We start from the raw sequence: 24,025 nt of genomic DNA on the forward strand, positions 1-24,025 counted from the left end.
ATTTGATTATTAACTGTTTTATTATTTGTTTTAAGATTCTCGCCTAGACGAATTTTATTCGTCCCTTATGGCTTCTATTGGTTTAATTGCCATTGCCCGATAGGCTGGGGCTAATCCGGCTAACATACCGAGTGCGATGAGTAATGCACAAGTGCCTATGGCTAACCAGAACGAAATCTGAAAATGTGCTGAAGTGCCACTTGCATTAATTCCAACTTCTGCAACTTGAAGGACGAGAACGGAGAAAGAAATGCCACATAATCCCGCGATAGTCGTTAGTACCACACTTTCCGAAAGTATTTGCTGTAGTATGTCTTTGGGTTTAGCTCCAATAGCTCTTCGTATGCCTATTTCTGTGGTTCGTTCTTTAACGGTTACCATCATGATGTTGGAAACACCAATTGCACCTGCAAATAGGGTACCTAATCCGACCATCCAAATCAGAATTCGTATGCCTTTAAATAAATTATCGACCATAGAGAACATGGCTTCAGCATTCAGTAACATAACCGCTTGTTTGTCATCTGGTGCAATATAATGAGCCTTTTTTACAATCTTCTCTAAATCGGGCTGAATGTCGCTGACTTTTACTCCTTTTTTTACCGTGAAACAAATAACATGAATTTCATTTCCTAGATTGAACGTTTGCTGCATGGTGGTGAAGGGCAATGTGACAGATTCTGATGAACGGCCTTGTATGTTCATGTTTCCTTCTGAGGCAGACATACCTATAATCCGGTAATAAACGCCATTAACTCTGACAAATTTCCCACAAGGATTTTCACCCGCTTTGAATAAAGCTTCATAAACTCGTTTACCGATTACACATACTTTTCTAGCTTCTTTTATGTCAACATCATTAATGAAACGGCCATAAGCCATTTTTTGTGTCTCGATCTCGGTGTAATTTGGATATAAACCTTTTACGCTGCAATCGTATTTTTTATCTCCATAGACCGCACTAGCTCCCCATTTGGCAACAGAAGGGGTAATGATGTCTAATCCCTGTACTTTATTTTTCAGACGGTCAATATCTTGTATCTCTAAATCCCACCAACGGCCTTTTCTGAATCCTTTATAAGGTTCACTTGTCTTTTGAGATACAAGGAAACCGGAATTTGTAGCGAAACCTTCGAAGTTTTTTTTCATCATTTCTTGCATTCCTTTTCCTCCTCCAATGAGTGCTACAAGCATAAAAATTCCCCAGAAGACTCCAAAAGCGGTGAGTAGGCTTCGAGTCTTATTTCTTGTTATTGTGATGAGGATTTCCTCACATGAATCAATGTCTATTTTCATAATCTTATTCTGCTCTAAGTGCTTCTATTGGACGTATTCTGACTGCTTTTATTGCAGGGAAAAGTCCAGCGAGTGTTCCTGCAATAATGAGAGTGAGCGTGGCTTGAATCGCGATTTGAATGTCTACTGTAGGATTTAAAAAGACCGTTTCTGAAAACATTCCTGCATCCATGGTTTGGGTGCCAAATGATTTATTCATCCATTCGGTAGTTGCGATACCCAAAAATAGGCCGATATATCCAAAAATAGTTGTAATCGTGATACTCTCAATGATGATTAAAAATAAAATTGATTTTGGTTTTGCTCCTAACGCTTTTCGTATGCCAAATTCACGTGTACGCTCTTTTACGGTGATGAGCATGATATTTGAGATGCCCACAATCCCACTTAATAAGGTGAAGATACCTATAATCCAGATTGCTGTTCGAAGAATACCCATCCCTTTTTGTTGACTTAAAAAATCCGTAAACCGATTCCAAATCCAAATCGCACTTTTATCAGTTGGATCGAATCGATGATTTTTACCAAGTTGGTTTCGATAGCTTTCTTCAAATGCTTCATTCGATTTCTCCGATTCTAGATCTTTAGTCGTTATAACAATGTTGCTAAGCTTATCTCCTTTGTTATAGATGGTTTGCAAGGTTGTGAATGGGATGAAAGCCGGGCGATCGCCACTGTCACCTTTGTCGTTGTAGAGTCCTACCACCTGATAAACCACATTTCCTGCGTTAATAAACTGCCCTATTGGCTGGGTGTGTGTTCTGTTAAACAAGATTTCTGCTGTCTTTTTATGAAGAACGATCACTTTTCTTCTCTCTTTAATGTCGATGTTGTTTATGAACCGCCCTCTGTAAAGTTTTACAGCTTCCACTGCTGTGTGGTTCTGGAATACTCCAGTGAGACTAATGTTGACATATTCCGATTGAAAACTCACATTAATATCACTTTGCCAGACTGTGGCTCCTGCATTAATGATGTGTTTTGGAAATTGTTGTTCTGAAATGGCTAGGTCTTTATTATCCAGTTGAATAAATCGTCCTTCTTTTAAACCGTCGTACGATTTTGTGGTTCGCCCCGGATAGATTTTCATGACGTTCATCGCACGCTCTGATGCGGATTGATCGAAAGCGTGTATTAAGCCGTTTCCTGCTCCAAGAAGAACAATAAGCATGAAGATACCCCATGCTACAGCAAACCCGGTTAGGAAGGTTCTAAGTTTGTTGCGTCTAATAGTACTATATATTTCTTGCCAAATATCAATCATTTGCTTTGGATTTATATGAATAACATGAGAATGAAAGTTAAGGGTTTATAAGGTTACTTCATGAAACCGTTTTGACCAAATGGAGAGGCATCATGGTCTAGATTCTCCTCAATCGATTCTATTAATCCGTCTTTGATATGAATGATTTTATCGGTTTGGTTAGCAACTCCACTCTCATGAGTCACTACGACAATAGTCATGCCTGATCGATGAAGATCCTTTAAAATCTGCATGACTTCCACTGAGGTTTTGCTGTCTAATGCTCCGGTTGGTTCGTCAGCTAATATGATTTCAGGTTGAGTGATTAAAGCTCTTGCTATGGCTACACGTTGTTTTTGTCCTCCACTCATTTCATTAGGCATGTGATGGGCCCAGTCTTTTAATCCGAGTTTATCGAGATATTCTAAAGCTAATTGATTTCTCTTCTTTCTGCTAATGCCTTGGTAAAATAGAGGTAAAGCAACATTCTCAACGGCGTTTTTGAAAGCGATAAGGTTGAAGGACTGAAAGATAAAGCCAATTTTGCGGTTACGATATTCTGCAGCTTGGGTTTCGCTTAAGCCTTTTATGATGGTTCCATTTAGATAGTATTCTCCCCTGTCATAATTATCTAAGATCCCTAAAATATTCAACAAGGTAGACTTCCCAGATCCTGAGGCTCCCATGATGGCAACAAACTCTCCCTTTTTTATGTTAAGATCAATGCCCTTAAGCACATGCAATGGCGCACCGTTATTGTACGTTTTATTGATGTTTGTTAAATGTATCACGTTTTTCTAAGTTTAGTTTCTTGATTTTATGATTTTAAAATATTAGACGACTGAAAGATATGAAAAGTTGCAAATGGACTGCATTTTTTTTTAAAAAGATTTTGTAGACTCAATCTTCTTTCCGTAATTTGTATGCAAGAACTAAAATAACTAACCCATTAAAAGAAAAAATATCATGAATTCAACTATGGAGAGACCCTATGTGGTAGGTATTGATATAGGTGGTACAAATACTGTTTTTGGTATTGTTGATGCTCGTGGCACAATCATTGCGAGTAGCTCGGTGAAGACAGGCGTTTATCCAACAGTAGAAGAATATGCAGATGAAGTTTGCAAACACTTGCTTCCATTAATCGCTGCTAATGGCGGTGTAAGTAAAGTAAGAGGGATTGGCATTGGTGCTCCAAATGGTAACTACTATACAGGAACTATTGAGTTTGCACCTAATTTACCATGGAAGGGCATTCTACCTTTGGCAGCAATGTTCGAAGAAAGATTAGGAATTCCTACTGCACTTACAAATGATGCTAATGCTGCTGCTATTGGTGAAATGACTTATGGTGCGGCTCGTGGAATGAAAGACTTTATCATGATTACCTTAGGAACTGGGGTTGGTAGTGGTATTGTTGTTAATGGACAGATGGTATATGGACATGACGGTTTTGCCGGTGAACTTGGACACGTTATTGTTCGTCGCGATAATGGACGTCTTTGTGGTTGTGGTCGTAAGGGATGTCTTGAAACTTATTGCTCGGCAACAGGTGTTGCACGTACTGCTCGTGAATTCTTGGCTGCTCGTACTGATGAGAGTTTATTGCGTAATATTCCAGCTGAAAGTATCACATCTAAGGATGTTTATGATGCTGCAGTACAAGGTGATAAACTTGGTCAAGAGATTTTTGAATTTACCGGTGCTATCTTAGGAGAGGCCTTGGCTGATGCTATTGCATTCTCTAGTCCTGAAGCAATTGTATTGTTCGGTGGATTAGCTAAATCTGGTGACTATATTATGAAGCCTATTCAAAAAGCGATTGATAATAATGTACTTAATATCTATAAAGGTAAGACTAAATTGTTGGTTTCTGAGTTGAAAGATTCTGATGCAGCAGTTTTGGGTGCTAGCGCATTAGCTTGGGAATTGAAAGAATAATTCCTAATATAAAGAATATAAAAAGGTTGATTGGAAACAATCAACCTTTTTTATTTGTAGACTAGTAGGTATAAAAAAAAGAGTGCTTTTAAAAGCACTCTTTTTATCTCGAACCGGAGAATATACTGAATTAACCGATAACTCGTTTTTCTTTAATTCTCGCCTTTTTACCAGTAAGAGCGCGTAAATAATACAATTTAGCACGACGAACTTTACCAACTTTGTTCACTTCAATTTTGTCGATTGCAGGTGATTCAATAGGGAAAATTCTTTCTACTCCAACTGTTCCAGACATTTTACGAACTGTAAAACGTTTCTTGTCTCCATGACCTGAGATTTTGATAACAACTCCACGGTACAACTGTACACGTTCTTTGCTACCTTCCACGATACGATAAGCTACGGTAACGGTGTCACCTGCTTTGAAGCTTGGGTGCTGTTTGCCTGTAGCAAATGCTTCTTCTGCAATTTTAATTAAATCCATTGTTCCTTTTATTAAATTGTTTATCGTTACAACGCAACATATCAAGTAACTCTTATCTTGACAGCGATTGCGCGAAAGCGGTGCAAAATAACGAATTATTTATCAGATAGCCAAATGTTTTTGGAATTTTGCATGGTTGTATTGGCGATTACTTTTTCTTTGCTGGTTTCATTATAGGAGTGGTTTTCTTTGTTTTATTTATTTGCATAGAGTTTATATATAAATATTTTTCTGTAAGTTTGTGGAACTGAATAAAAAAAAGGAATGAAACAAATGCATATGAAATTTTCTTGTGGCATATTCCTATTAGGAATGTTGTTTTTAACTTCTTGTCGCTCAGGTTATGAGATTAAGAATTCTCATTATCAAATTGATAAGGTCGGAGGGGTGATGAATCGAATGGATCAAACTTGGGATAAAGAGGGTGATCAGAACATTGTTACTGTGTTAAAGCCTTATAAAGATCAAGTCGATCAAATGATGTATGAGGTCATTGGGAAGAGTGATTTGACAATGGATAAGGGAGCGCCAGAGAGTTTGTTGTCAAATTTGGTGGCGGAGGTGCTTCGACTTTCGGCCGAACGGGTTATCGGTCGTCCTGCAGATTTTGGACTTGTAAACATGGGAGGTTTGCGAAATATTCTCCCTCAAGGCGAAATTACTGTGGGAACTGTTTTTGAGATTCTTCCTTTTGAGAATTCTTTATGTGTGTTAACTCTTAAGGGAAGCGATGTGAATCGCCTTTTGGAAGCGATTGCCTCACGGCATGGTGAAGGCATTAGCGGTGCTCGATTGATTATCTCGAAAGATGGACGCTTGCTAGAAGCAACAGTGAACGGGCAACCGATCAAAGAAGAGAATATTTATACGGTTGCTACTATTGATTATCTAGCTGACGGAAATGGAGATATGACCGCTTTGTTACAAGCGGTGAAGAGAGAATGTCCGGATGGAGCTATCTTGCGTGACCTGTTTTTGGAATATGTTAGAAAAGAGACTGCCGCAGGTCGGAATATAACGTCTCATATTGATGGAAGAGTGACTGTGAAATAATATTTAGAGCTTTTAAATGGAATTGAAAATGAAAATTAGAAAAAATATTCTGTTATTGGGATTGATCTTTTTAAATTTATCGATCTCAGTATTCGGACAGGAAGATATAAACCTAACGTTACTGCACACGAGTGATGTGCATAGTCGCATCGAACCGATAAATCAGAGAGGCGATTCTTATTTCGATCAAGGGGGATTTGTCCGTCGATCAGCTTTTTTGAAGGAGTTTCGTAAAAATCATAAAGAGATCTTGCTTTTTGATTGCGGGGATGTTTCTCAAGGGACGCCTTATTATAATATGTTTCGTGGTGAAGTTGAGATTAAACTGATGAACGAGATGGGGTATGACGCTATGACTATCGGAAATCACGAGTTCGACTTTGGATTGGATAACATGGCTCGCTTGTTTAAAATGGCGACATTCCCGATTGTTTGTTCTAATTATGATCTTCAATCGACTGTGCTTAAAGATTTAGTCAAACCTTATATTATTATTGAGAAGTATGGTCTAAGAATAGGCGTGTTTGGCTTGGCTCCTAAGCCGGAAGGGTTGATACAAGCCCAGAAATGTATCGGTGTTGTTTATCAAAACTCAGTTAAGGTGGCTAATCAGACGGCTAGGATTCTGAAAAAAAAAGGATGTGATTTAATTATCTGCTTATCTCATTTGGGTATTCAGTACGATGAATATTTAGTAGGCAAGACGGCCGGCATTGACGTTGTTTTGGGTGGACATTCGCATACTTTTATGAAAACACCTAAGACTTATCTGAATATGGAGGGACGGAAGGTCTTTGTGTTGCATTCAGGGAAAAGTGGAATTTATGTCGGACAGATGGATTTGAAATTTAAAAAGAAATGAGAATAATAACCTCTTTCCTAACTCTTTTTTTATTAGCTTTTTCTTTATCGTTAAATTTGGGAAGAGAGTTGCCGGATGATCGATTGACGGCTTGTTTGTCTGCTTCAAATGACCCAAAGGAAGCTGAAGAATCTGCTGAATATCCCATATTACTTAGTGATAGCTTAAAACGAGAAGAGGCTTTGTCATGGGCTAAAGGTGTGATGGTGAAGTTAAGTCTTGAGGAAAAGGTAGGGCAATTATTTATTTATACATTATCGCCAATAGATACGAAACAAAATAGGACGCTTTTACATGATGCTGTAAGTGTTTATAAGGTTGGTGGACTCTTATTCTCAGGAGGGAAATTGGAGAATCAGGTTAGTCTAACTAATCGAGCGCAAAAGCAGGCAAGTATCCCCTTAATGATTACGTTCGACGGAGAATGGGGACTCTCAATGCGATTGCGTGGTATGCCGGTCTTTCCTAAAAATGCGACTCTGGGTTGTATTAAAGATAATGATTTAATTTATGAGTATGGGCGTGAGATGGCTAGACAATGTAAGGCTATTGGCGTCCAGGTTAATTTTGCCCCTGTTGCGGATGTTAATATTAACCCCAAGAATCCGGTGATTGGCACTCGCTCGTTTGGTAAAGATCCGGTGAGGGTGAGCGATAAAGTGATTGCCTATTCGAGAGGATTGGAAACCGGAGGGATACTTTCTGTTTGTAAGCATTTCCCGGGACATGGAGATACAGATATTGATTCACACAAAGCTTTACCAATTATTCCATTTTCACGGGAACGACTAAATCATGTCGAGCTTTATCCTTTTAAGAAAGCGATTCATGCCGGAGTGAGTGGCATGATGGTTGGTCATTTACAGGTACCTGTTATTGAACCTGTGGGGGACTTACCTTCGTCATTATCGCGTAATGTTGTTTATAATCTTCTTACCGAAGAATTAGCTTTTAAAGGATTAATCTTTACAGATGCTTTGGCTATGAGGGGGGTCTCTGGTAATGCTCATGTTTGTTTGCAAGCATTGAAAGCTGGGAATGATATGGTTCTTGCACCTCGTAATTTGAAGGGAGAGTTGCAAGCTGTCGTAAAGGCGGTGCGCAACAAAGAGATATCCGAAGATGAGATTGATGCAAAATGCTTGAAGGTGCTAACCTATAAATATGCTCTTGGACTAAATAAAAAGCCACACATTAACCTTTCTGGTTTAGAGTATCGTATTAATACACCTCAAACTCGTGATTTAATTCGGCGATTGAAATTAGCTGCTGTCACAGTGGTGAAGAATGAAAACTCAGTATTACCTTTATTTGCTGAAACTAAAAAGAGAATCGCTTTGATTGAGGTAGCGGATGAAAGAGAACTTGATCCTTTTTCCGAACAGCTGTCCCGTTATGTTACGGTAGAACGTTTTAGGTTACGTCCTAATTTGTCGGAAACAGAAAGCCGTCAATTGATGGATTCATTAGACGGTTTTCAACGAATCGTTGTAGGTATTAGTCAACTTCGATTGTTGCCTTATCGTGAGTTCTTTGCAAAGCTGACGACCACATCTCCCGTGATTTATTCTTTCTTTGTTCCAGATAAAATGATTATTCAAATGCAACGTGGGGCTTCGAAAGCTTCTGCTGTTGTCTTGGCACATTCCGGTAGCTCGGATGTTCAGTCTCACGTTGCTGATGTGCTGTTTGGTAAAACTGTCGTTGATGGCCGTCTTGCTAGTGATGTCGGCGGGCTGTATCGGTTAGGAGATGGGGTAACCATTACCCCAGAAACGCCCCTGCATTTTATCCCGGAAGAATATGGGTTATCGTCAGATATTTTGAACCGGATTGATTCTTTGGCTATGAATGGAATTATCCATGAGGCTTATCCCGGATGCCAGGTTTTGGTGATGAAGGATGGGCATGTGATGTATAAAAAGGCTTTTGGGACACATGACGGCAATGGCTCTCAGCTTGTGAAAATGACCGACTGTTATGATCTGGCTTCATTGTCTAAGGTCACAGGGACTCTTCTGGCTTTGATGAAACTTTATGATAAAGGACGTTTCAGTTTGACGGACAAAGTCTCGACTTACTTGCCATTCTTAAGGCATACCAACAAACAAAATCTGACCATCCAAGAACTTCTATATCATCAATCTGGCTTACCTTCGAGCTTATTGTTTTATACTCGAGCAATAGATGAGAAAAGTTATTCAGGACGGCTGTTTGCTCCACGTCTGGACGCTAAGCATCCCATTCGAATTGGGTCACGTACTTGGGGAAATCCTCGTTTTAGGTTTGATCCGACTATGATCTCTACGTTTAAACATGGAGATTTTATCTGGCAAATCACTGATAGTTTATGGCTGAATCAATCATTTAAAAAAGTGATGGAGGACGTGGTTGTAAAGGCACCTATTCAATCTAAAGCCTATCGATACAGTGATGTAGGTTTTGTTTTATTAAAATGGGTTGTTGAGGCTTTGGCAGGAATGTCTATGGATGAATACTTGGAGAAGGAGTTTTATAAGCCGATGTGGCTAAACCGTACGGGATATTTACCTTTAAGGCGTCTCTCTAAGAACGAGATTGTCCCTTCATCTATTGATGGCTTTTTAAGAAAAACTGTTTTGGATGGTTTTGCACACGATGAGGCAGCTGCTTTTCAAGGAGGTGTGTCCGGAAATGCCGGGTTATTCTCTACGGCTGAGGAGGTTGCTTCTATTTTTCAAATGATTTTAAATGGGGGAGAGTGGAATGGAAAACATTATCTGAGTAAGGAGACTTGCGAACTGTTTACGACCTCTGTTTCTAAAATTAGTCGAAGGGGCCTTGGTTTTGATCATCCTGACCGTTCAAATCCTGAAAAAGGACCTTGTGCTATTGGAGTACCTACAACCGTCTTTGGGCATACTGGGTTCACCGGAACTTGTGCATGGGCTGATCCTGAAAATCAGTTGGTCTATGTCTTCTTGAGTAATCGGATTTATCCGAATGTGACAAATTATAAATTAATGTCTTTGAAGATTCGTGAACAGATTCAGCAAACCATTTATGATGCACTCATCGATAAGTAATCCTTATTTAATGATATACTAATTATGAAACACACCATTTTTCAAAAGAATCTTTTTAACCTGCTGATCCTTTTATGGATCATGCAGCCGTCGAATGTGCTTGGAGCAGAGAAAACTCTTCTTGAACAGTTGAAAGCTATGTCTACGGTCGAAAAAGTCGAACAACTTCAAACCACAGAGTTTGCAGAAAAGTATGTGGTTTACTTCCGACAGCCTATTGATCATAAACATCCTGAGTTAGGACATTTTTCTCAACGAGTGATTGTTGGACATAGTGATTTTGATCGACCAACAGTAATGGTCACTGAAGGTTATGGCGCGGCTTATGCTTTACGTCCGGGGTATAGAGAAGAAATCTCTCGATTGTTCAATGCTAATATGATTTTTGTAGAACATCGTTATTTCTTGAAATCAACTCCGAAAACTTGTGATTGGAAGTATCTGACAGCCGAAAATTCAGCAAACGATTTGCATGCTGTTAATATGGCTTTCAAGGCACTTTATTCGAAAAAGTGGGTGAGTACTGGTATTAGTAAGGGGGGACAAACGGCCTTATTGTATCGGACATTTTATCCGGATGATGTAGCGGTTTCTGTCCCTTATGTGGCTCCTCTTTGTCGTGCTCGTGAGGATGGACGTCATGAGCCTTTTATTCAATCCGTTTCGGCTGTTGAAGAACGAAATAAAGTTAAGAATTTTCAGCTTGAAGTGTTGAAGAGAAGGGCAACTTTAATGCCTGTTTTTGAGGAATTTTGTAATCAGAATCGTTATATATTTAGGGCGTCATGTGATGAAATCTTCGATTATTGTGTTTTAGAATACTCATTTTCTGTTTGGCAATGGGGGATTGATATAAGTCAGATTCCATCGACTGCTTCTTCTGATAGCATCTTGTTTAAACATCTCATTTCAATTAGTGATCCTTCTTATTTTCAGATAGACAATCCTAATCTTTCATTTTTTGTTCAGGCGGCGCGCGAGCTTGGATATTATGGCTATGATACCAAGTCATTTAAGCCTTTCTTGTCGATTAGGACGACAAAAAATTACTTGCAGAGACTGATGCTTCCAGAGAAACTTCAAACCATGGATTTTGATTCTACGCTTAGTCGGAAAATTACTAAATTCTTAAAATCAAATGACCCTAAGATGATTTTTATTTATGGACAGAATGACCCATGGACGGCAGCAGGGGTGACTTGGTTAAAGGGAAAGCGAAATATTCATGTATATGTTCAGCCGGGTGGAAGCCATCTTGCTCGGATTAAGACACTTCCCAACGGGATGAAGGAAGAAGTTGTAGAACTGTTAACAAAGTGGTTGGAGTAAATCGATAGATATAAAATAAGCATGCTATTGATGAGGAATATTCTTTGCAATAGCATGCTTTTGGGTAGAAGTTGTCTTAAAGAAATCGTTTATTCGAATAATGGCTTTAAAAGATCTGGCACCTCAACTTGCTCTAAGCTGAGGTTTTCGATTTTATCCTTACCGGTTTTCGATAAACTAAAGTACATTAGTCGTTTGTCTGTATCACTAAGTGTGCGTTTTATCAAGGTTTTATTTTCAAGTGAACGAATCGTTTTGGAGGTATGCGATGGACGTAACTCTGTCCGCTTTGATAGAGCTGTTGAAGTCATGGGAGTGCCTGTCTCATTGAGTGCACACAAAATCATGGCTTCATTGAGCGATAAATCGTAGGTTTGTTGAAACTCCTCTTCGAAAGCACCAATAGCTTTGAAGACTTCTCTCATCATACAAATCGTTTTCATACAGCCTTTCGTTTAAATGAATAGGTTGATATTCGCTTCGTCTGCCCGTTCCATGTAGGTTGCTACCCCACCTAAAGTCACTTCATCTAATAACTCTTCAGCTTTTACCCCCATCACATCCATTGACATTTGACAAGCGATGAACTCAACTCCACTTTCCAGAGCTTGTTGACGTAGGGATTCTAAAGAATCGATTCCTTTATTTTTCATGATGTAACGCATCATGTTGTCGCCTATGCCTAGCATGCTCATCTTTGAAAGTTTAAGCTTTTTGGTGTGAGCAGGCAACATCATGCCGAACATTTTTCCGAAGATGTCTTTACTAACTTTTGGTTTTTTGACCTTCTTGATGACATTGAGTCCCCAGAACGTAAAGAAGATTGTTACTTTTTGTCCTGTTGCTGCCGCACCATTAGCTAAGACGAATGTGGCGAGTGCCTTATCGAGGTCGTCACTGAACATGATGAATGTTTTGCCTTTTCCTTCGCAAGAAGTGACCAAGTTACACGATTTTGGTTCACCTTTCTCAATGGTTACGACTGTTTTTCCTTGTGAACTTTCTTGTCCTATGAAATGATTGCCTGTCGATTTACACCATGCGGCGGCGTCTCTAGGAAAACCCGGGTCGGTTGCCGAAATGCGAAGTTGCTGTCCTATGTTAAGCGTGTCAATGGTCTTTTTGAGTTTGAGGATTGGTCCTGGGCATTGTAAGCCGCAAGCGTCAATTTCGAAAGCAGCAATGCTTTCTATTGGGTTTGTGTTTTTTTCTAATTTTGAATACATTTCTGTTGATATAGGTGTGTGAGTGGCAGTGGCGGCCTTATACGTTTTTAATCCTCCGGATAGATTGCGTACATCTTTAAAGCCGGATTGCATGAGGACTCGGCTGGCAAGATAACCTCTTAGTCCGACAGCACAGAATACATAAATTATCTTATTATTGGGGATCTCGTTGATTCTTTGTCGAAGTTCGTCAAGTGGGATATTTACAGCTCCAGGAATAGAACCAAGCTCAAATTCTTCAAGAGTGCGTACGTCGAGGTAGAACTTATCTTCTTTTTCGGTGTCCTGCATATCTCTCCAATAGATTGTTTTGACTCTTTCTTTGATGATATCTTCGGCAACATAGGCTGCTATGGCTACCGGATCTTTAGCTGAAGAAAATGGTGGTGCGTAAGCTTGTTCGGTTTCCATCAGATCATAGATTGTTCCTTGGCGCTTAATGGCTTGGGCAAACTGGTCGATGCGTTTGTCTGCTCCATCATACCCTACGATTTGTGCACCATAGAGTTTACCTGTATTCTTGTCAAAAGTAATCTTGATGCTCATTTGTAAGGCATCGGGGTAATATCCGGCATGTGAATTTGGATGTATGGTTGATGAAACAAACTCTATTCCTTCTTGCTTTAAGCGTTTTGCAGGTAAACCGGTAGAAGCTACGGTCATGTCAAAAACTTTAGCTATTGATGTACCGATAGAGCCTTCATATTTGATCTGAGCGCCTAAGATATTATCTGCTACGATACGGCCTTGGCGATTTGCCGGACCTGCAAGGTAGTTTAACCAAGGTTTTCCTGTAATCGGGTGAGGGTATTCAATCACGTCTCCAATGGCATAGATTGATTCATCGGATGTCTGCAACTGGTTATTCACTGATATTCCACCTGTTGTGCCGATTGTGAGTTCGGCTGAGCGAGCTAATGTGCTTTCTGGGCGTACTCCTATTGAGAGGATGATTAAGTCGGCTTCGATTGAGCGGCCGCTTTTGAAAACGACATTTATGCTTTTATTGCTAGGCTCAAAAGAGGCTACGGTCTGTTCTAGATAAAGATGCACTCCTTTATCAATAAGATGCTGGTGAATCAATGAAGCCATCGAGAAATCGATCGGTGCCATGACTTGATTTCCCATCTCAACAATAGAAACATCCAGTCCAAGATGATGAAGGTTTTCGGCCATTTCTAGCCCGATAAATCCGGCGCCAACAACAACTGCTTTCTGACAGCGATGTGTGTTTAAGTAGGTTTTGATTTGGTCTGTGTCCGAGACATTTCTTAGTGTAAAGATCCCTTCAGACTCAATTCCTGGGATGGGGGGGCGAACTGGAGTTGCTCCGGTTGATATTAGCAACTTGTCATAAGATTCTTCATAGGTTTGTCCACTTACTTTTCTTACCGAAACTGTTTTCTTTTTCCGATCGATGAAGACAACTTCGTTTTCTGTGCGTACATCAACATTGAAGCGAGTAGAGAAGGCTTGAGGGGTTTGGACAAAAAGCTTCTCTCGTTCTTTGATAACGTCGCCAATATAGTAAGGTAAACCACAATTGGCGTAGGAAATATACTTCCCTTTTTCTAAAAGGATAATCTCTACAGATTCATCCATTCGTCTAATTCTTGCTGCTGTCGTTGCACCTCCTGCAACTCCTCCGATGATAACGATTTTCATATATGTAACGTTGTTGATATTTTCCATTGGAAATTAAATGCAAATGAAATAAAATCATTCGAATAAAAAATACTTTTTGCATTTTTTATATTTTTAATAGTCGGTTTTTTGAAGTGTGATTTTTTGACTAGCTGTTTTTTTGTTCTTTTTTATTTGTCTGTTTGCCAGACCTCTGATTGCTGATAATTTGTTTTTATAGTCTATAATATTATAGATTAAATAGAAAAACATTGTTTGACTACAGTTAAACGATAAAAGTCTTTTGATTCGGCCTCCTTCGCAATTGGAGTTCATTGAACTTCAATTGCGAAGGAGGCCGATCGAATTCATTCTAGCTTAAATGGTTCTTTCTAGGGTTTATGAAACTTTCGTCCGTCCTCAGATTTATTCTCGCCTCACCCAATATTAGTTTCGGCCATTGGTAATGCATCTATGTCCATGTTTGCATATATATGCTAATATATCTATTCTTATATCTAGGCTCACTTCGATCTTCATTTTTATTGTGTGTGCTCGCGCCCTCGCCCGCAATTGCGCGTTCGCCCGCAGACGTACATGTGCGTGTAATATTATATGGTGTTCTTTCTGTGTTGATTTTGTTTCCTCTGTCTTTTTTGCTTTGAAAACATGCTTTATAACACATCTGTTATCCAGTTGATTACGTTTTTTTATTCAAAAACCTTTCAAAAAACTTTTCTAAGTATTTGCGTATTGGTGTTTAATGCTCTATTTTTGCATTCGCTTTGCAAGAGAGACAAAGCCTTTTGATTGAAATGTTGCTTTGGTTTGATCGCTAATGGTTGCGAGGATATTCTTTTTTAAGATCACTTTGTGTTGATTTTAGATTTGCTGAAAAAATAATTCTGAAAAAAAACTTTCCAAAACGTTTGGTGGTTTGCTTAAAGAGTTTTACCTTTGCACCCGCTTTTGAATCGAAGATTTGATCAGAAGCCACGTTCTTTGAAATATTGATAAACAATACAAGTAGTACAAGTAAAAAACAAGAACCGTCAATACTTATTATTAGGTATTATTAGATCGTCAATAAATTTTTACGGTATCCTGAACAGAGCTAAAAAGGTATTGGCTTTTATTTATATAAGAGTTAATATTCAAACAATATTATTACAATGAAGAGTTTGATCCTGGCTCAGGATGAACGCTAGCTACAGGCTTAACACATGCAAGTCGAGGGGCATCAGGGATTAGCAATAATCTGCTGGCGACCGGCGCACGGGTGAGTAACACGTATTCAACCTTCCGATAACTCGGGGATAGCCTTTCGAAAGAAAGATTAATACTCGATAGTATATTTTCTTCGCATGTTGAAAATATTAAAGAATTTCGGTTATCGATGGGAATGCGTTCCATTAGGCAGTTGGCGGGGTAACGGCCCACCAAACCTACGATGGATAGGGGTTCTGAGAGGAAGGTCCCCCACATTGGAACTGAGACACGGTCCAAACTCCTACGGGAGGCAGCAGTGAGGAATATTGGTCAATGGACGGAAGTCTGAACCAGCCAAGTAGCGTGAAGGATGACTGCCCTATGGGTTGTAAACTTCTTTTATATGGGAATAAAGTGCGCCACGTGTGGTGTTTTGTATGTACCATTATGAATAAGCATCGGCTAACTCCGTGCCAGCAGCCGCGGTAATACGGAGGATGCGAGCGTTATCCGGATTTATTGGGTTTAAAGGGAGCGTAGGTGGGCTGGTAAGTCAGCTGTGAAAGTTTGCGGCTCAACCGTAAAATTGCAGTTGATACTGTCAGTCTTGAGTACAGTAGAGGTTAGCGGAATTCGTGGTGTAGCGGTGAAATGCTTAGATATCACGAAGAACTCCAATTGCGAAGGCAGCTGACTAGACTGTTACTGACACTGATGCTCGAAAGTGTGGGTATCAAACAGGATTAGATACCCTGGTAGTCCACACAGTAAACGATGAATACTCGCTGTTTGCGATATACAGTAAGCGGCCAAGCGAAAGCGTTAAGTATTCCACCTGGGGAGTACGCCGGCAACGGTGAAACTCAAAGGAATTGACGGGGGCCCGCACAAGCGGAGGAACATGTGGTTTAATTCGATGATACGCGAGGAACCTTACCCGGGCTTAAATTGCAAATGAATATAGTTGAAAGATTATAGCCGCAAGGCATTTGTGAAGGTGCTGCATGGTTGTCGTCAGCTCGTGCCGTGAGGTGTCGGCTTAAGTGCCATAACGAGCGCAACCCTTATCTTTAGTTACTAACAGGTCATGCTGAGGACTCTAGAGAGACTGCCGTCGTAAGATGTGAGGAAGGTGGGGATGACGTCAAATCAGCACGGCCCTTACGTCCGGGGCTACACACGTGTTACAATGGGAGGTACAACAGGCAGCTACACGGCGACGTGATGCTAATCCCCAAAACCTCTCTCAGTTCGGATTGGAGTCTGCAACCCGACTCCATGAAGCTGGATTCGCTAGTAATCGCGCATCAGCCACGGCGCGGTGAATACGTTCCCGGGCCTTGTACACACCGCCCGTCAAGCCATGAAAGCCGGGGGTACCTGAAGTACGTAACCGTAAGGAGCGTCCTAGGGTAAAACTGGTAATTGGGGCTAAGTCGTAACAAGGTAGCCGTACCGGAAGGTGCGGCTGGAACACCTCCTTTCTGGAGCGATACCGTTCAAATGACGATTAATGGTTCTTGGTTTTTGTACTACTGGTACTTGTTTATTTAAGATATAGATCTTTAATAAGGATAAACAAGAGATAAAAAGAAGCCGGGCCTATTTTAGGCACGAGTGTACTGACAGTCCTATAGCTCAGTTGGTTAGAGCGCTACACTGATAATGTAGAGGTCGGCAGTTCAACTCTGCCTGGGACTACCGATGTACGAGATTTGGATGACCATCTCTTTTTTTGTTACTTCGGGGGATTAGCTCAGCTGGCTAGAGCACCTGCCTTGCACGCAGGGGGTCAACGGTTCGAATCCGTTATTCTCCACCTTTTCTTTGAGACATAAGAAAAACGATCTTTGACATGTTGTACAAAAAGTAAAAATTTAGTAAGAGCTAAAAGTATATATCAAACTTTACGCATGTTACTTTTATAGTAACAGTGAACGTTTGTAAGAAAGTAAATAAGGGCGCATGGCGGATGCCTTGGCTCTCGGAGGCGATGAAGGACGTGATAAGCTGCGATAAGCTGCGGGTAGGTGCAAATAACCTTTGATCCGCGGATTTCCGAATGGGACAACCTGATATTTTGAAGAAATATCATCCTGATTATGTCAGGAGGCTAACGCAGGGAACTGAAACATCTTAGTACCTGTAGGAAAAGAAAATAATAATGATTCCCCTAGTAGTGGCGAGCGAACGGGGAACAGCCCAAACCATCCATGTTACGGCATGTGATGGGGTTGTAGGACCACGTTGTGGAATCTGTTTAAATGAGAAGAATGATCTGGAAAGTTCAACCATAGCGCATGATAGTTGCGTATTCGAAGTTTAAAAGATCCTAGTGGTATCCTGAGTAGGGCGGGACACGTGAAATCCTGTCTGAATCTGCCGGGACCATCCGGTAAGGCTAAATACTCCCGAGAGACCGATAGCGAACCAGTACTGTGAAGGAAAGGTGAAAAGCACTTCGAATAGAAGAGTGAAATAGTCCCTGAAACCGTGCGCCTACAAGCGGTCGGAGCAGCTTTATGCTGTGACGGCGTGCCTTTTGCATAATGAACCTACGAGTTACTTTTACCGGCCAGGTTAAGGATCTTGAGATCTGCAGCCGAAGCGAAAGCGAGTCTGAATAGGGCGTATAGTCGGTAGGAGTAGACGCGAAACCAAGTGATCTACCCTTGACCAGGTTGAAGGCTAGGTAACACTAGCTGGAGGACCGAACCAATAAGCGTTGAAAAGCTTCTGGATGAGTTGAGGGTGGGGGTGAAAGGCTAATCAAACTTGGAGATAGCTCGTACTCCCCGAAATGCATTTAGGTGCAGCCTCGTGAGTTACTAATGTGAGGTAGAGCGACTGATAAGATGCGAGGGCTTCGCCGCCTATCAAGTCTTGATAAACTCCGAATGCGCATTAGTTTAATCACGGGAGTGAGGGCATGGGTGCTAAGGTCCATGTCCTAAAGGAGAAGAATCCGGACCACCAGCTAAGGTCCCCAAATATACACTAAGTTGAACTAACGAAGTCAGATTGCTAAGACAGCTAGGATGTTGGCTTGGAAGCAGCCATTCATTTAAAGAGTGCGTAACAGCTCACTAGTCGAGGAGTTTGGCGTGGATAATAATCGGGCATTAAGTGTATTACCGAAGCTGTGGGATATGTAAATATCGGTAGGGGAGCATTCCACTACGCGTTGAAGGCCAAGCGTAAGCTTGTCTGGAGCTTGTGGAAAAGCAAATGTAGGTATAAGTAACGATAAAGGGGGTGAGAAACCCCCTCGCCGAAAGACTAAGGTTTCCTGATCAACGCTAATCGGATCAGGGTTAGTCGGGTCCTAAGGCTCAGCCGACAGGTGATGCCGATGGCAGAACAGGTTAATATTCCTGTACTACCTTTAAGAGTGACGTGGGGACGGAGGAGTGACAATGCCGCGAACAGACGGATGTTCGTTAAAGGGTGTAGATGTTGATCGATACAGGCAAATCCGTATCGAGAGTCGAACCTGATAGTATGGAGCGTTCTTCGGAACAATTCAATAGCGCATGTAACCATACTCCCAAGAAAATCCGCTAAACATAATCTTTGAGGTACCCGTACCGTAAACGGACACACGTAGTTGGGTTGAATATACTCAGGCGCTTGAGTGAATCACGGTTAAGGAACTAGGCAAATTGACCCTGTAACTTCGGGATAAAGGGTCCCACAGCGATGTGGGCGCAGAGAATAGGTCCAGGCAACTGTTTAACAAAAACACAGGGCTGTGCAAAATCGAAAGATGAAGTATACAGCCTGACACCTGCCCGGTGCTGGAAGGTTAAGAGGAGATGTCATCGCAAGAGAAGCATTGAATTGAAGCCCCAGTAAACGGCGGCCGTAACTATAACGGTCCTAAGGTAGCGAAATTCCTTGTCGGGTAAGTTCCGACCTGCACGAATGGTGTAATGATCTGGACACTGTCTCAACCGTGAGCTCAGTGAAATTGTAGTATCGGTGAAGATGCCGATTACCCGCGATGGGACGAAAAGACCCCGTGAACCTTTACTATAGCTTAACATTGAATTTGGGCCATTGATGTGTAGGATAGGTCGGAGACTTTGAAGCAGGTACGCTAGTATTTGTGGAGTCGCTGTTGAAATACGACCCTTTGATTGTTTGAGTTCTAACTCGCTTTTGCGAGGACATTGTTTGGTGGGTAGTTTGACTGGGGTGGTCGCCTCCAAAAGTGTAACGGAGGCTTCTAAAGGTACCCTCAGGACGATTGGTAACCGTCCGTAGAGTGTAATGGCATAAGGGTGCTTGACTGGGAGACAGACAAGTCGATCAGGTAGGAAACTAGAGCATAGTGATCCGGTGTTTCCGCATGGAAGGGACATCGCTCAAAGGATAAAAGGTACTCCGGGGATAACAGGCTGATCCCTCCCAAGAGCTCATATCGACGGAGGGGTTTGGCACCTCGATGTCGGCTCGTCACATCCTGGGGCTGGAGAAGGTCCCAAGGGTTGGGCTGTTCGCCCATTAAAGTGGCACGCGAGCTGGGTTCAGAACGTCGTGAGACAGTTCGGTCTCTATCTATCGTGGGCGTATGAAATTTGCGTGGCTCTGACACTAGTACGAGAGGACCGTGTTGGACTGACCTCTGGTTTACCAGTTGTGCCGCCAGGTGCATCGCTGGGTATCTAAGTCGGGATCGGATAAGTGCTGAAAGCATCTAAGTACGAAGCCGGCCACAAGATTAGATTTCTTAGGGTCGTTATAGACGATGACGTTGATAGGACGCAGGTGTAAAGGTGGCAACATCAAAGCCGAGCGTTACTAATTGCCCGTGCACTTTCTTACAAACGCGCGTTGTTTGTTATATCCATTTAGCTATCCTTTTTAGGAGTCTAAATTTTTACTGTACACATGTCATAACCTTTTTAGGTGGTTATAGCACGAGGGTTCCACCTCTTCCCATTCCGAACAGAGAAGTTAAGCCTCGTCACGCCGATGGTACTGCGTAACAGTGGGAGAGTAGGTAGCCGCCATTTTGATTGACCCTTCGATTCAGTAATGTTTCGAAGGGTCTTTTTTTTGTGCCCTGCCGTGCTGTTCTCTGGTATCGATCTGGGTCGTTTGTTGCCACGAATACCCTTTGATACCGTCTTGTCTTGTGGTGGATCATACCTAAATCCTGAGGGATTGTCCTGTTAAGCATAAATTTTAGATAATCTGAATAAGAAGAATGCCACATCCCTGACTCCTCCGAGTTGTGCTCTGAATACTAATGGCTTGTACTGCATTTCACGAGCTTTAGCGTGGCTAATCTCTCTATATTCTCTTTATCCATAGCCTCCCAACATGCTTTAATAAGTATTTCTTGTATGTCTTCAAAAGCCAATTGCTGTAGATGAAAACGATCCACCACTTGCTTGGCTCTGTGGAAACATGCACGGGCAATCTGATGTATGTTCGAGACCATGTTTAAAGTGATCTCACGAACCTGAAAACGACGTCTGCGTGATAGTTGAAGCAACACAGTCGAGACTGTTTACAGATATGTTCCTTTAATCATGGCAATAATGCTTCCTTTCTTACCTTTGGCTTCCTTATTGATAAGGATAGTGTACAGCTCTCTACGGGAAAGGCTTGTTTCATCCAGTCCCACATGAGCCCTCATGGTTTTTTCAAACAAGATCCAATCCTTCGCATGGGGAAGTTGATCTCAGCACCTGTAATTACTCAAATGATTCTTATACTGTGATCCAAGTTGATTGGCCTCTAAACCATAGTGATCGGCCTATGGAACTGATGCTAGGAGAGAGTCGTCCATAGCTTAAAAAAAGGACGTAAATTCATAAGAAATTTGCGTGCCTTGAGCTATTAATAACCAGTTACAGGATACATATTTTCTTGGGTGTGGTTATACCACCTGCATTTCTTTATGTAGAGAATACAGCTGCGTCCACGCATGGGGTAATCATGCATACGAACTTCTTCATAGAATCCTTTACTCTCAAGCTTATCCTGTTGATATTCTTCAGGAGGATTATTTTTCTTTTCAAAATAAATTTCAACTTTATTGGAAAGCTCATTGAAACGAATCATCTCGAAGTCATCAAACATGCCATTAGGAAAGATAAAACGAAGGAAACTATCGTAATTCATTAGTTTTTGCGGCGAAGACAAATATTATCAATTGAAAATCCCTCAGGATTTCGGTATGATCCTAAATTATAGCGATCCATAAGTAAGTGATACTATATAAAAAAAGAGAACATGTTCTAAAAACATATTCTCTTTATAGTTGCGGAGGCCTGACTCGAACAGACGACCTTTGGGTTATGAGCCCAACGAGCTACCAACTGCTCCACTCCGCGATGTTTAATGGGTGCAAAGGTAATGCTTTTTTTCTTAATAACAAACAATCGTTTGCTTATTTTGTTATTTAATCGACTAAAAGGAACTATTTGTTTGGTTAAAGATGTCGAACGTCTTTATTTCTTTTATCAAAGTAATGACTAACATTAATAAAGCTTTTGTTTTCTTGTATGGTAGCAAGAAAAGAATTACTTTTGCTCAAAATATTCAGCATTGTGCAATTTTTAGATTATGGCCGTATCAAAAACTAGAACTAAATTAGTAGATGTCGCTCGTCAGCTTTTTGCAAAAATGGGAGTGGAAAATACTACTATGAATGATATTGCTCTTGCTTCTAAAAAAGGTAGAAGAACACTTTATACCTATTTTAAGAACAAGGACGAGATCTATTTGGCTGTAGTTGAATCTGAACTAGAGATCCTATCGGATGTCATGAAGCGGGTTGCCAATAAAGATATTTTGCCCGATCAAAAAATAATGGAGTTGATCTATACGAGGTTGGATGCTGTAAAGGAAGTCGTTTTTCGTAATGGGACGTTACGGGCTAACTTCTTTAGAGACATTTGGCATGTTGAAAAAGTCCGCAAGAAGTTTGATGCTAAAGAAATTCAGATGTTTAAAAATGTTTTGAAGGAAGGTGTCGCTAAGGGAGTTTTTCAGATTGATGATCCTGATATGACAGGCGAACTTTTGCATTATTGCTTAAAAGGTATCGAAGTGCCTTATATTCGAGGACAGATCGGGGCGCATTTAGAGAATGAACAACGAAAAGAATATGTAGCAAACATTGTGTTTGGTGCACTGCATAAAATTATTAAATAATAACTTTTAGTATGAAACTATTAGACGGAAAAACAGCTATTGTAACTGGTGCTGCTCGTGGTATTGGTAAAGCTATTGCATTGAAATTTGCTTCTGAAGGAGCTAATATTGCATTTACGGATCTTGTAATTGATGAGAATGCTGAGCAAACTGTAAAAGAGTTAGAGGCAATGGGAGTAAAAGCAAAAGGTTATGCTTCAAATGCTGCTAATTTTGAAGATACTGCAAAGGTTGTAGGTGAGATTCATAAAGACTTTGGACGTATAGATGTATTAGTTAATAATGCAGGTATTACTCGTGATGGTTTGATGATGCGTATGAGTGAACAACAATGGGATATGGTGATTAATGTTAACTTAAAATCAGCATTTAACTTTGTTCATGCTTGTACACCGATTATGATGCGTCAGAAAGCTGGTAGTATTATTAATATGGCATCTGTTGTGGGTGTTCATGGTAATGCTGGTCAGGCTAACTATTCAGCTTCTAAAGCAGGTATGATCGCTTTAGCAAAATCTATTGCACAAGAACTAGGTTCACGTGGTATTCGTGCTAATGCTATTGCTCCTGGATTTATTATGACAGAGATGACAGCTGGATTACCTGAAGAAGTTAAGAAGGAATGGGCTAATAAAATTCCTTTGCGTCGTGGTGGTACACCTGAAGATGTGGCTAATATTGCTACATTCTTGGCTTCTGAAATGTCAGCTTACGTATCAGGTCAAGTGATTCAGGTTGATGGTGGTATGAATATGTAACCGAGGAATGACTGTCGTTTACGAAGATAATCATATCATTATAGTCAATAAAGCTTCTTCGGAGATTGTTCAAGGCGATAAAACAGGCGATAAGCCTTTAGCAGATATCGTTAAGGACTATTTAAAGGATAAATATCAGAAACCCGGGAACGTTTTTGTTGGAGTCACTCATCGTCTTGATCGTCCTGTTAGCGGACTCGTTATTTTTGCTAAGACAAGTAAAGCTCTGTCTCGTTTGAATGAAATGTTCAAGAATAGCGAGGTTAAAAAGACTTATTGGGCTATTGTGAAGAATGCTCCTAGAGAGACTGAGGCTGAATTAACGCATTTCTTAGTTCGTAATGAAAAGCAGAATAAGAGTTATGCGTATGATAAAGAGGTAACTAATAGTAAAAAAGCTATATTGAACTATCGCTTGATCGGAAAATCTCAAAATTACTATTTGCTTGAGGTTGACTTGAAAACGGGCAGACATCATCAAATCCGGTGTCAATTGGCGAAGATGGGGTGCCCTATTAAAGGAGACTTAAAATACGGCTTTTCGCGTTCGAATCCAGATGGTAGTATTAGTCTACATGCACGTTATGTGAGATTTATACATCCTGTTTCGAAAGAACTTATTGAAGTTTCAGCGCCTGTCCCGAACGATAGTTTGTGGAATGGTTTTGATATGATTTGATAAAATATTCAGATTGAATTATAAACAAAAAGCTGATCTTTTAGGATCAGCTTTTTGTTTATAATAAGTTACTTGGAACTTTATGGA

At 40.7% G+C, this 24,025-nt stretch carries 16 protein-coding genes, 3 tRNA genes, 3 rRNA genes and 2 pseudogenes; 13 read left to right on the forward strand and 11 right to left on the reverse strand.

The window, feature by feature from the left end; all coding sequences use genetic code 11:
• Positions 1 to 54 precede the first annotated feature (54 nt).
• The 3 genes from AC4PG5_RS11730 to AC4PG5_RS11740 are packed head-to-tail and all read right to left on the reverse strand — an operon-like array spanning position 55 to position 3,330.
• Entirely contained in the window at positions 55 to 1,296 is a 1,242-nt protein-coding gene (locus tag AC4PG5_RS11730) for an ABC transporter permease (protein WP_492029064.1), read from the reverse strand.
• A 4-nt stretch (positions 1,297 to 1,300) separates the two neighbouring features.
• Positions 1,301 to 2,560, reverse strand: a complete 1,260-nt coding sequence (locus AC4PG5_RS11735) for an ABC transporter permease (RefSeq protein ID WP_492029065.1) — start codon at positions 2,558 to 2,560, stop codon at positions 1,301 to 1,303.
• 53 nt (positions 2,561 to 2,613) lie between these two features.
• The gene (locus AC4PG5_RS11740) at positions 2,614 to 3,330 is read right to left on the reverse strand and encodes an ABC transporter ATP-binding protein (RefSeq protein ID WP_492029066.1); all 717 of its coding nucleotides are present in this window, start codon (positions 3,328 to 3,330) and stop codon (positions 2,614 to 2,616) included.
• A 175-nt stretch (positions 3,331 to 3,505) separates the two neighbouring features.
• On the opposite strand from AC4PG5_RS11740, the gene AC4PG5_RS11745 reads away from it, so the two are divergent.
• A complete protein-coding gene (locus tag AC4PG5_RS11745; RefSeq protein ID WP_492029067.1) occupies positions 3,506 to 4,480 on the forward strand; it encodes an ROK family protein in 975 nt (324 codons plus the stop codon).
• 130 nt (positions 4,481 to 4,610) lie between these two features.
• Here AC4PG5_RS11745 and rplS read toward each other — a convergent pair whose 3' ends face one another.
• Positions 4,611 to 4,964, reverse strand: a complete 354-nt coding sequence (gene rplS / locus AC4PG5_RS11750; RefSeq protein ID WP_492029068.1) for a 50S ribosomal protein L19 — start codon at positions 4,962 to 4,964, stop codon at positions 4,611 to 4,613.
• A 264-nt stretch (positions 4,965 to 5,228) separates the two neighbouring features.
• Here rplS and AC4PG5_RS11755 point away from each other — a divergent pair, with 264 nt between their 5' ends.
• Genes AC4PG5_RS11755 through AC4PG5_RS11770 form a run of 4 tightly spaced genes read left to right on the forward strand, consistent with a single transcriptional unit; the run spans position 5,229 to position 11,273 of the window.
• A complete protein-coding gene (locus AC4PG5_RS11755; RefSeq protein ID WP_492029069.1) occupies positions 5,229 to 6,017 on the forward strand; it encodes a 5'-nucleotidase C-terminal domain-containing protein in 789 nt (262 codons plus the stop codon).
• A gap of 28 nt (positions 6,018 to 6,045) precedes the next feature.
• Complete coding sequence (locus AC4PG5_RS11760) at positions 6,046 to 6,879, forward strand: bifunctional metallophosphatase/5'-nucleotidase (RefSeq protein WP_492029070.1); 834 nt, start codon at positions 6,046 to 6,048, stop codon at positions 6,877 to 6,879.
• On the forward strand, positions 6,876 to 9,944 hold the full coding sequence (locus AC4PG5_RS11765) for a serine hydrolase domain-containing protein (protein WP_492029071.1): 3,069 nt from the start codon (positions 6,876 to 6,878) through the stop codon (positions 9,942 to 9,944). The genes AC4PG5_RS11760 and AC4PG5_RS11765 overlap by 4 nt, the downstream gene beginning before the upstream one ends.
• A 24-nt stretch (positions 9,945 to 9,968) precedes the next feature.
• Complete coding sequence (locus AC4PG5_RS11770) at positions 9,969 to 11,273, forward strand: S28 family serine protease (RefSeq protein WP_492029072.1); 1,305 nt, start codon at positions 9,969 to 9,971, stop codon at positions 11,271 to 11,273.
• Positions 11,274 to 11,362: 89 nt separating this feature from the next.
• Here the strand turns inward: AC4PG5_RS11770 and AC4PG5_RS11775 are convergent, their stop codons facing one another.
• The 3 genes and pseudogenes from AC4PG5_RS11775 to AC4PG5_RS11785 all read right to left on the reverse strand — a co-directional run.
• Entirely contained in the window at positions 11,363 to 11,716 is a 354-nt protein-coding gene (locus AC4PG5_RS11775; protein WP_492029073.1) for a transcriptional regulator, SarA/Rot family, read from the reverse strand.
• A gap of 12 nt (positions 11,717 to 11,728) precedes the next feature.
• Positions 11,729 to 12,442: pseudogene (locus tag AC4PG5_RS11780) on the reverse strand (DsrE/DsrF/DrsH-like family protein); the annotation flags it as partial.
• An 81-nt stretch (positions 12,443 to 12,523) separates the two neighbouring features.
• Positions 12,524 to 14,164 (reverse strand): annotated as a pseudogene (locus AC4PG5_RS11785) (FAD-dependent oxidoreductase); the annotation flags it as partial.
• 1,127 nt (positions 14,165 to 15,291) lie between these two features.
• Here AC4PG5_RS11785 and AC4PG5_RS11790 point away from each other — a divergent pair.
• The 5 genes from AC4PG5_RS11790 (at position 15,292) to rrf (ending at position 20,349) form a co-directional block, all read left to right on the forward strand.
• Positions 15,292 to 16,815: ribosomal RNA gene (locus tag AC4PG5_RS11790) — 16S ribosomal RNA — on the forward strand.
• Positions 16,816 to 16,958: 143 nt separating this feature from the next.
• A tRNA-Ile gene (locus AC4PG5_RS11795) sits at positions 16,959 to 17,032 on the forward strand.
• 44 nt (positions 17,033 to 17,076) lie between these two features.
• Positions 17,077 to 17,150, forward strand: a tRNA-Ala gene (locus tag AC4PG5_RS11800).
• 126 nt (positions 17,151 to 17,276) lie between these two features.
• Positions 17,277 to 20,158 (forward strand): 23S ribosomal RNA (locus AC4PG5_RS11805).
• A gap of 80 nt (positions 20,159 to 20,238) precedes the next feature.
• A 5S ribosomal RNA gene (rrf, locus tag AC4PG5_RS11810) occupies positions 20,239 to 20,349 on the forward strand.
• The 16S, 23S and 5S rRNA genes sit together here with 2 tRNA genes alongside, the layout of an rRNA operon.
• A gap of 233 nt (positions 20,350 to 20,582) precedes the next feature.
• Here the strand turns inward: rrf and AC4PG5_RS11815 are convergent.
• From AC4PG5_RS11815 to AC4PG5_RS11830, 4 genes are all read right to left on the reverse strand, one after another.
• Positions 20,583 to 20,837 carry a transposase gene (locus tag AC4PG5_RS11815; protein WP_492029074.1) on the reverse strand — a complete coding sequence of 85 codons (255 nt, stop codon included), beginning with the start codon at positions 20,835 to 20,837 and terminating at the stop codon, positions 20,583 to 20,585.
• A gap of 12 nt (positions 20,838 to 20,849) precedes the next feature.
• Positions 20,850 to 20,978 (reverse strand): hypothetical protein, encoded by a 129-nt coding sequence (locus tag AC4PG5_RS11820; protein WP_492029075.1) that lies wholly within the window; start codon positions 20,976 to 20,978, stop codon positions 20,850 to 20,852.
• A 203-nt stretch (positions 20,979 to 21,181) separates the two neighbouring features.
• On the reverse strand, positions 21,182 to 21,466 hold the full coding sequence (locus tag AC4PG5_RS11825) for an ISAon1 family transposase N-terminal region protein (protein ID WP_492029076.1): 285 nt from the start codon (positions 21,464 to 21,466) through the stop codon (positions 21,182 to 21,184).
• A gap of 139 nt (positions 21,467 to 21,605) precedes the next feature.
• A tRNA-Met gene (locus tag AC4PG5_RS11830) sits at positions 21,606 to 21,678 on the reverse strand.
• A gap of 232 nt (positions 21,679 to 21,910) precedes the next feature.
• Between AC4PG5_RS11830 and AC4PG5_RS11835 the strand changes: the two genes are divergently transcribed.
• The 3 genes from AC4PG5_RS11835 to AC4PG5_RS11845 are packed head-to-tail and all read left to right on the forward strand — an operon-like array spanning position 21,911 to position 23,938.
• A complete protein-coding gene (locus tag AC4PG5_RS11835) occupies positions 21,911 to 22,501 on the forward strand; it encodes a TetR/AcrR family transcriptional regulator (protein ID WP_492029077.1) in 591 nt (196 codons plus the stop codon).
• An 11-nt stretch (positions 22,502 to 22,512) separates the two neighbouring features.
• On the forward strand, positions 22,513 to 23,259 hold the full coding sequence (gene fabG / locus AC4PG5_RS11840) for a 3-oxoacyl-[acyl-carrier-protein] reductase (protein ID WP_492029078.1): 747 nt from the start codon (positions 22,513 to 22,515) through the stop codon (positions 23,257 to 23,259).
• A gap of 7 nt (positions 23,260 to 23,266) precedes the next feature.
• A complete protein-coding gene (locus AC4PG5_RS11845; protein WP_492029079.1) occupies positions 23,267 to 23,938 on the forward strand; it encodes an RluA family pseudouridine synthase in 672 nt (223 codons plus the stop codon).
• The last annotated feature ends 87 nt before the right edge of the window (positions 23,939 to 24,025 follow it).

The sequence above is a fragment of the Bacteroides sp. QWL-09 genome, from assembly GCF_058683585.1.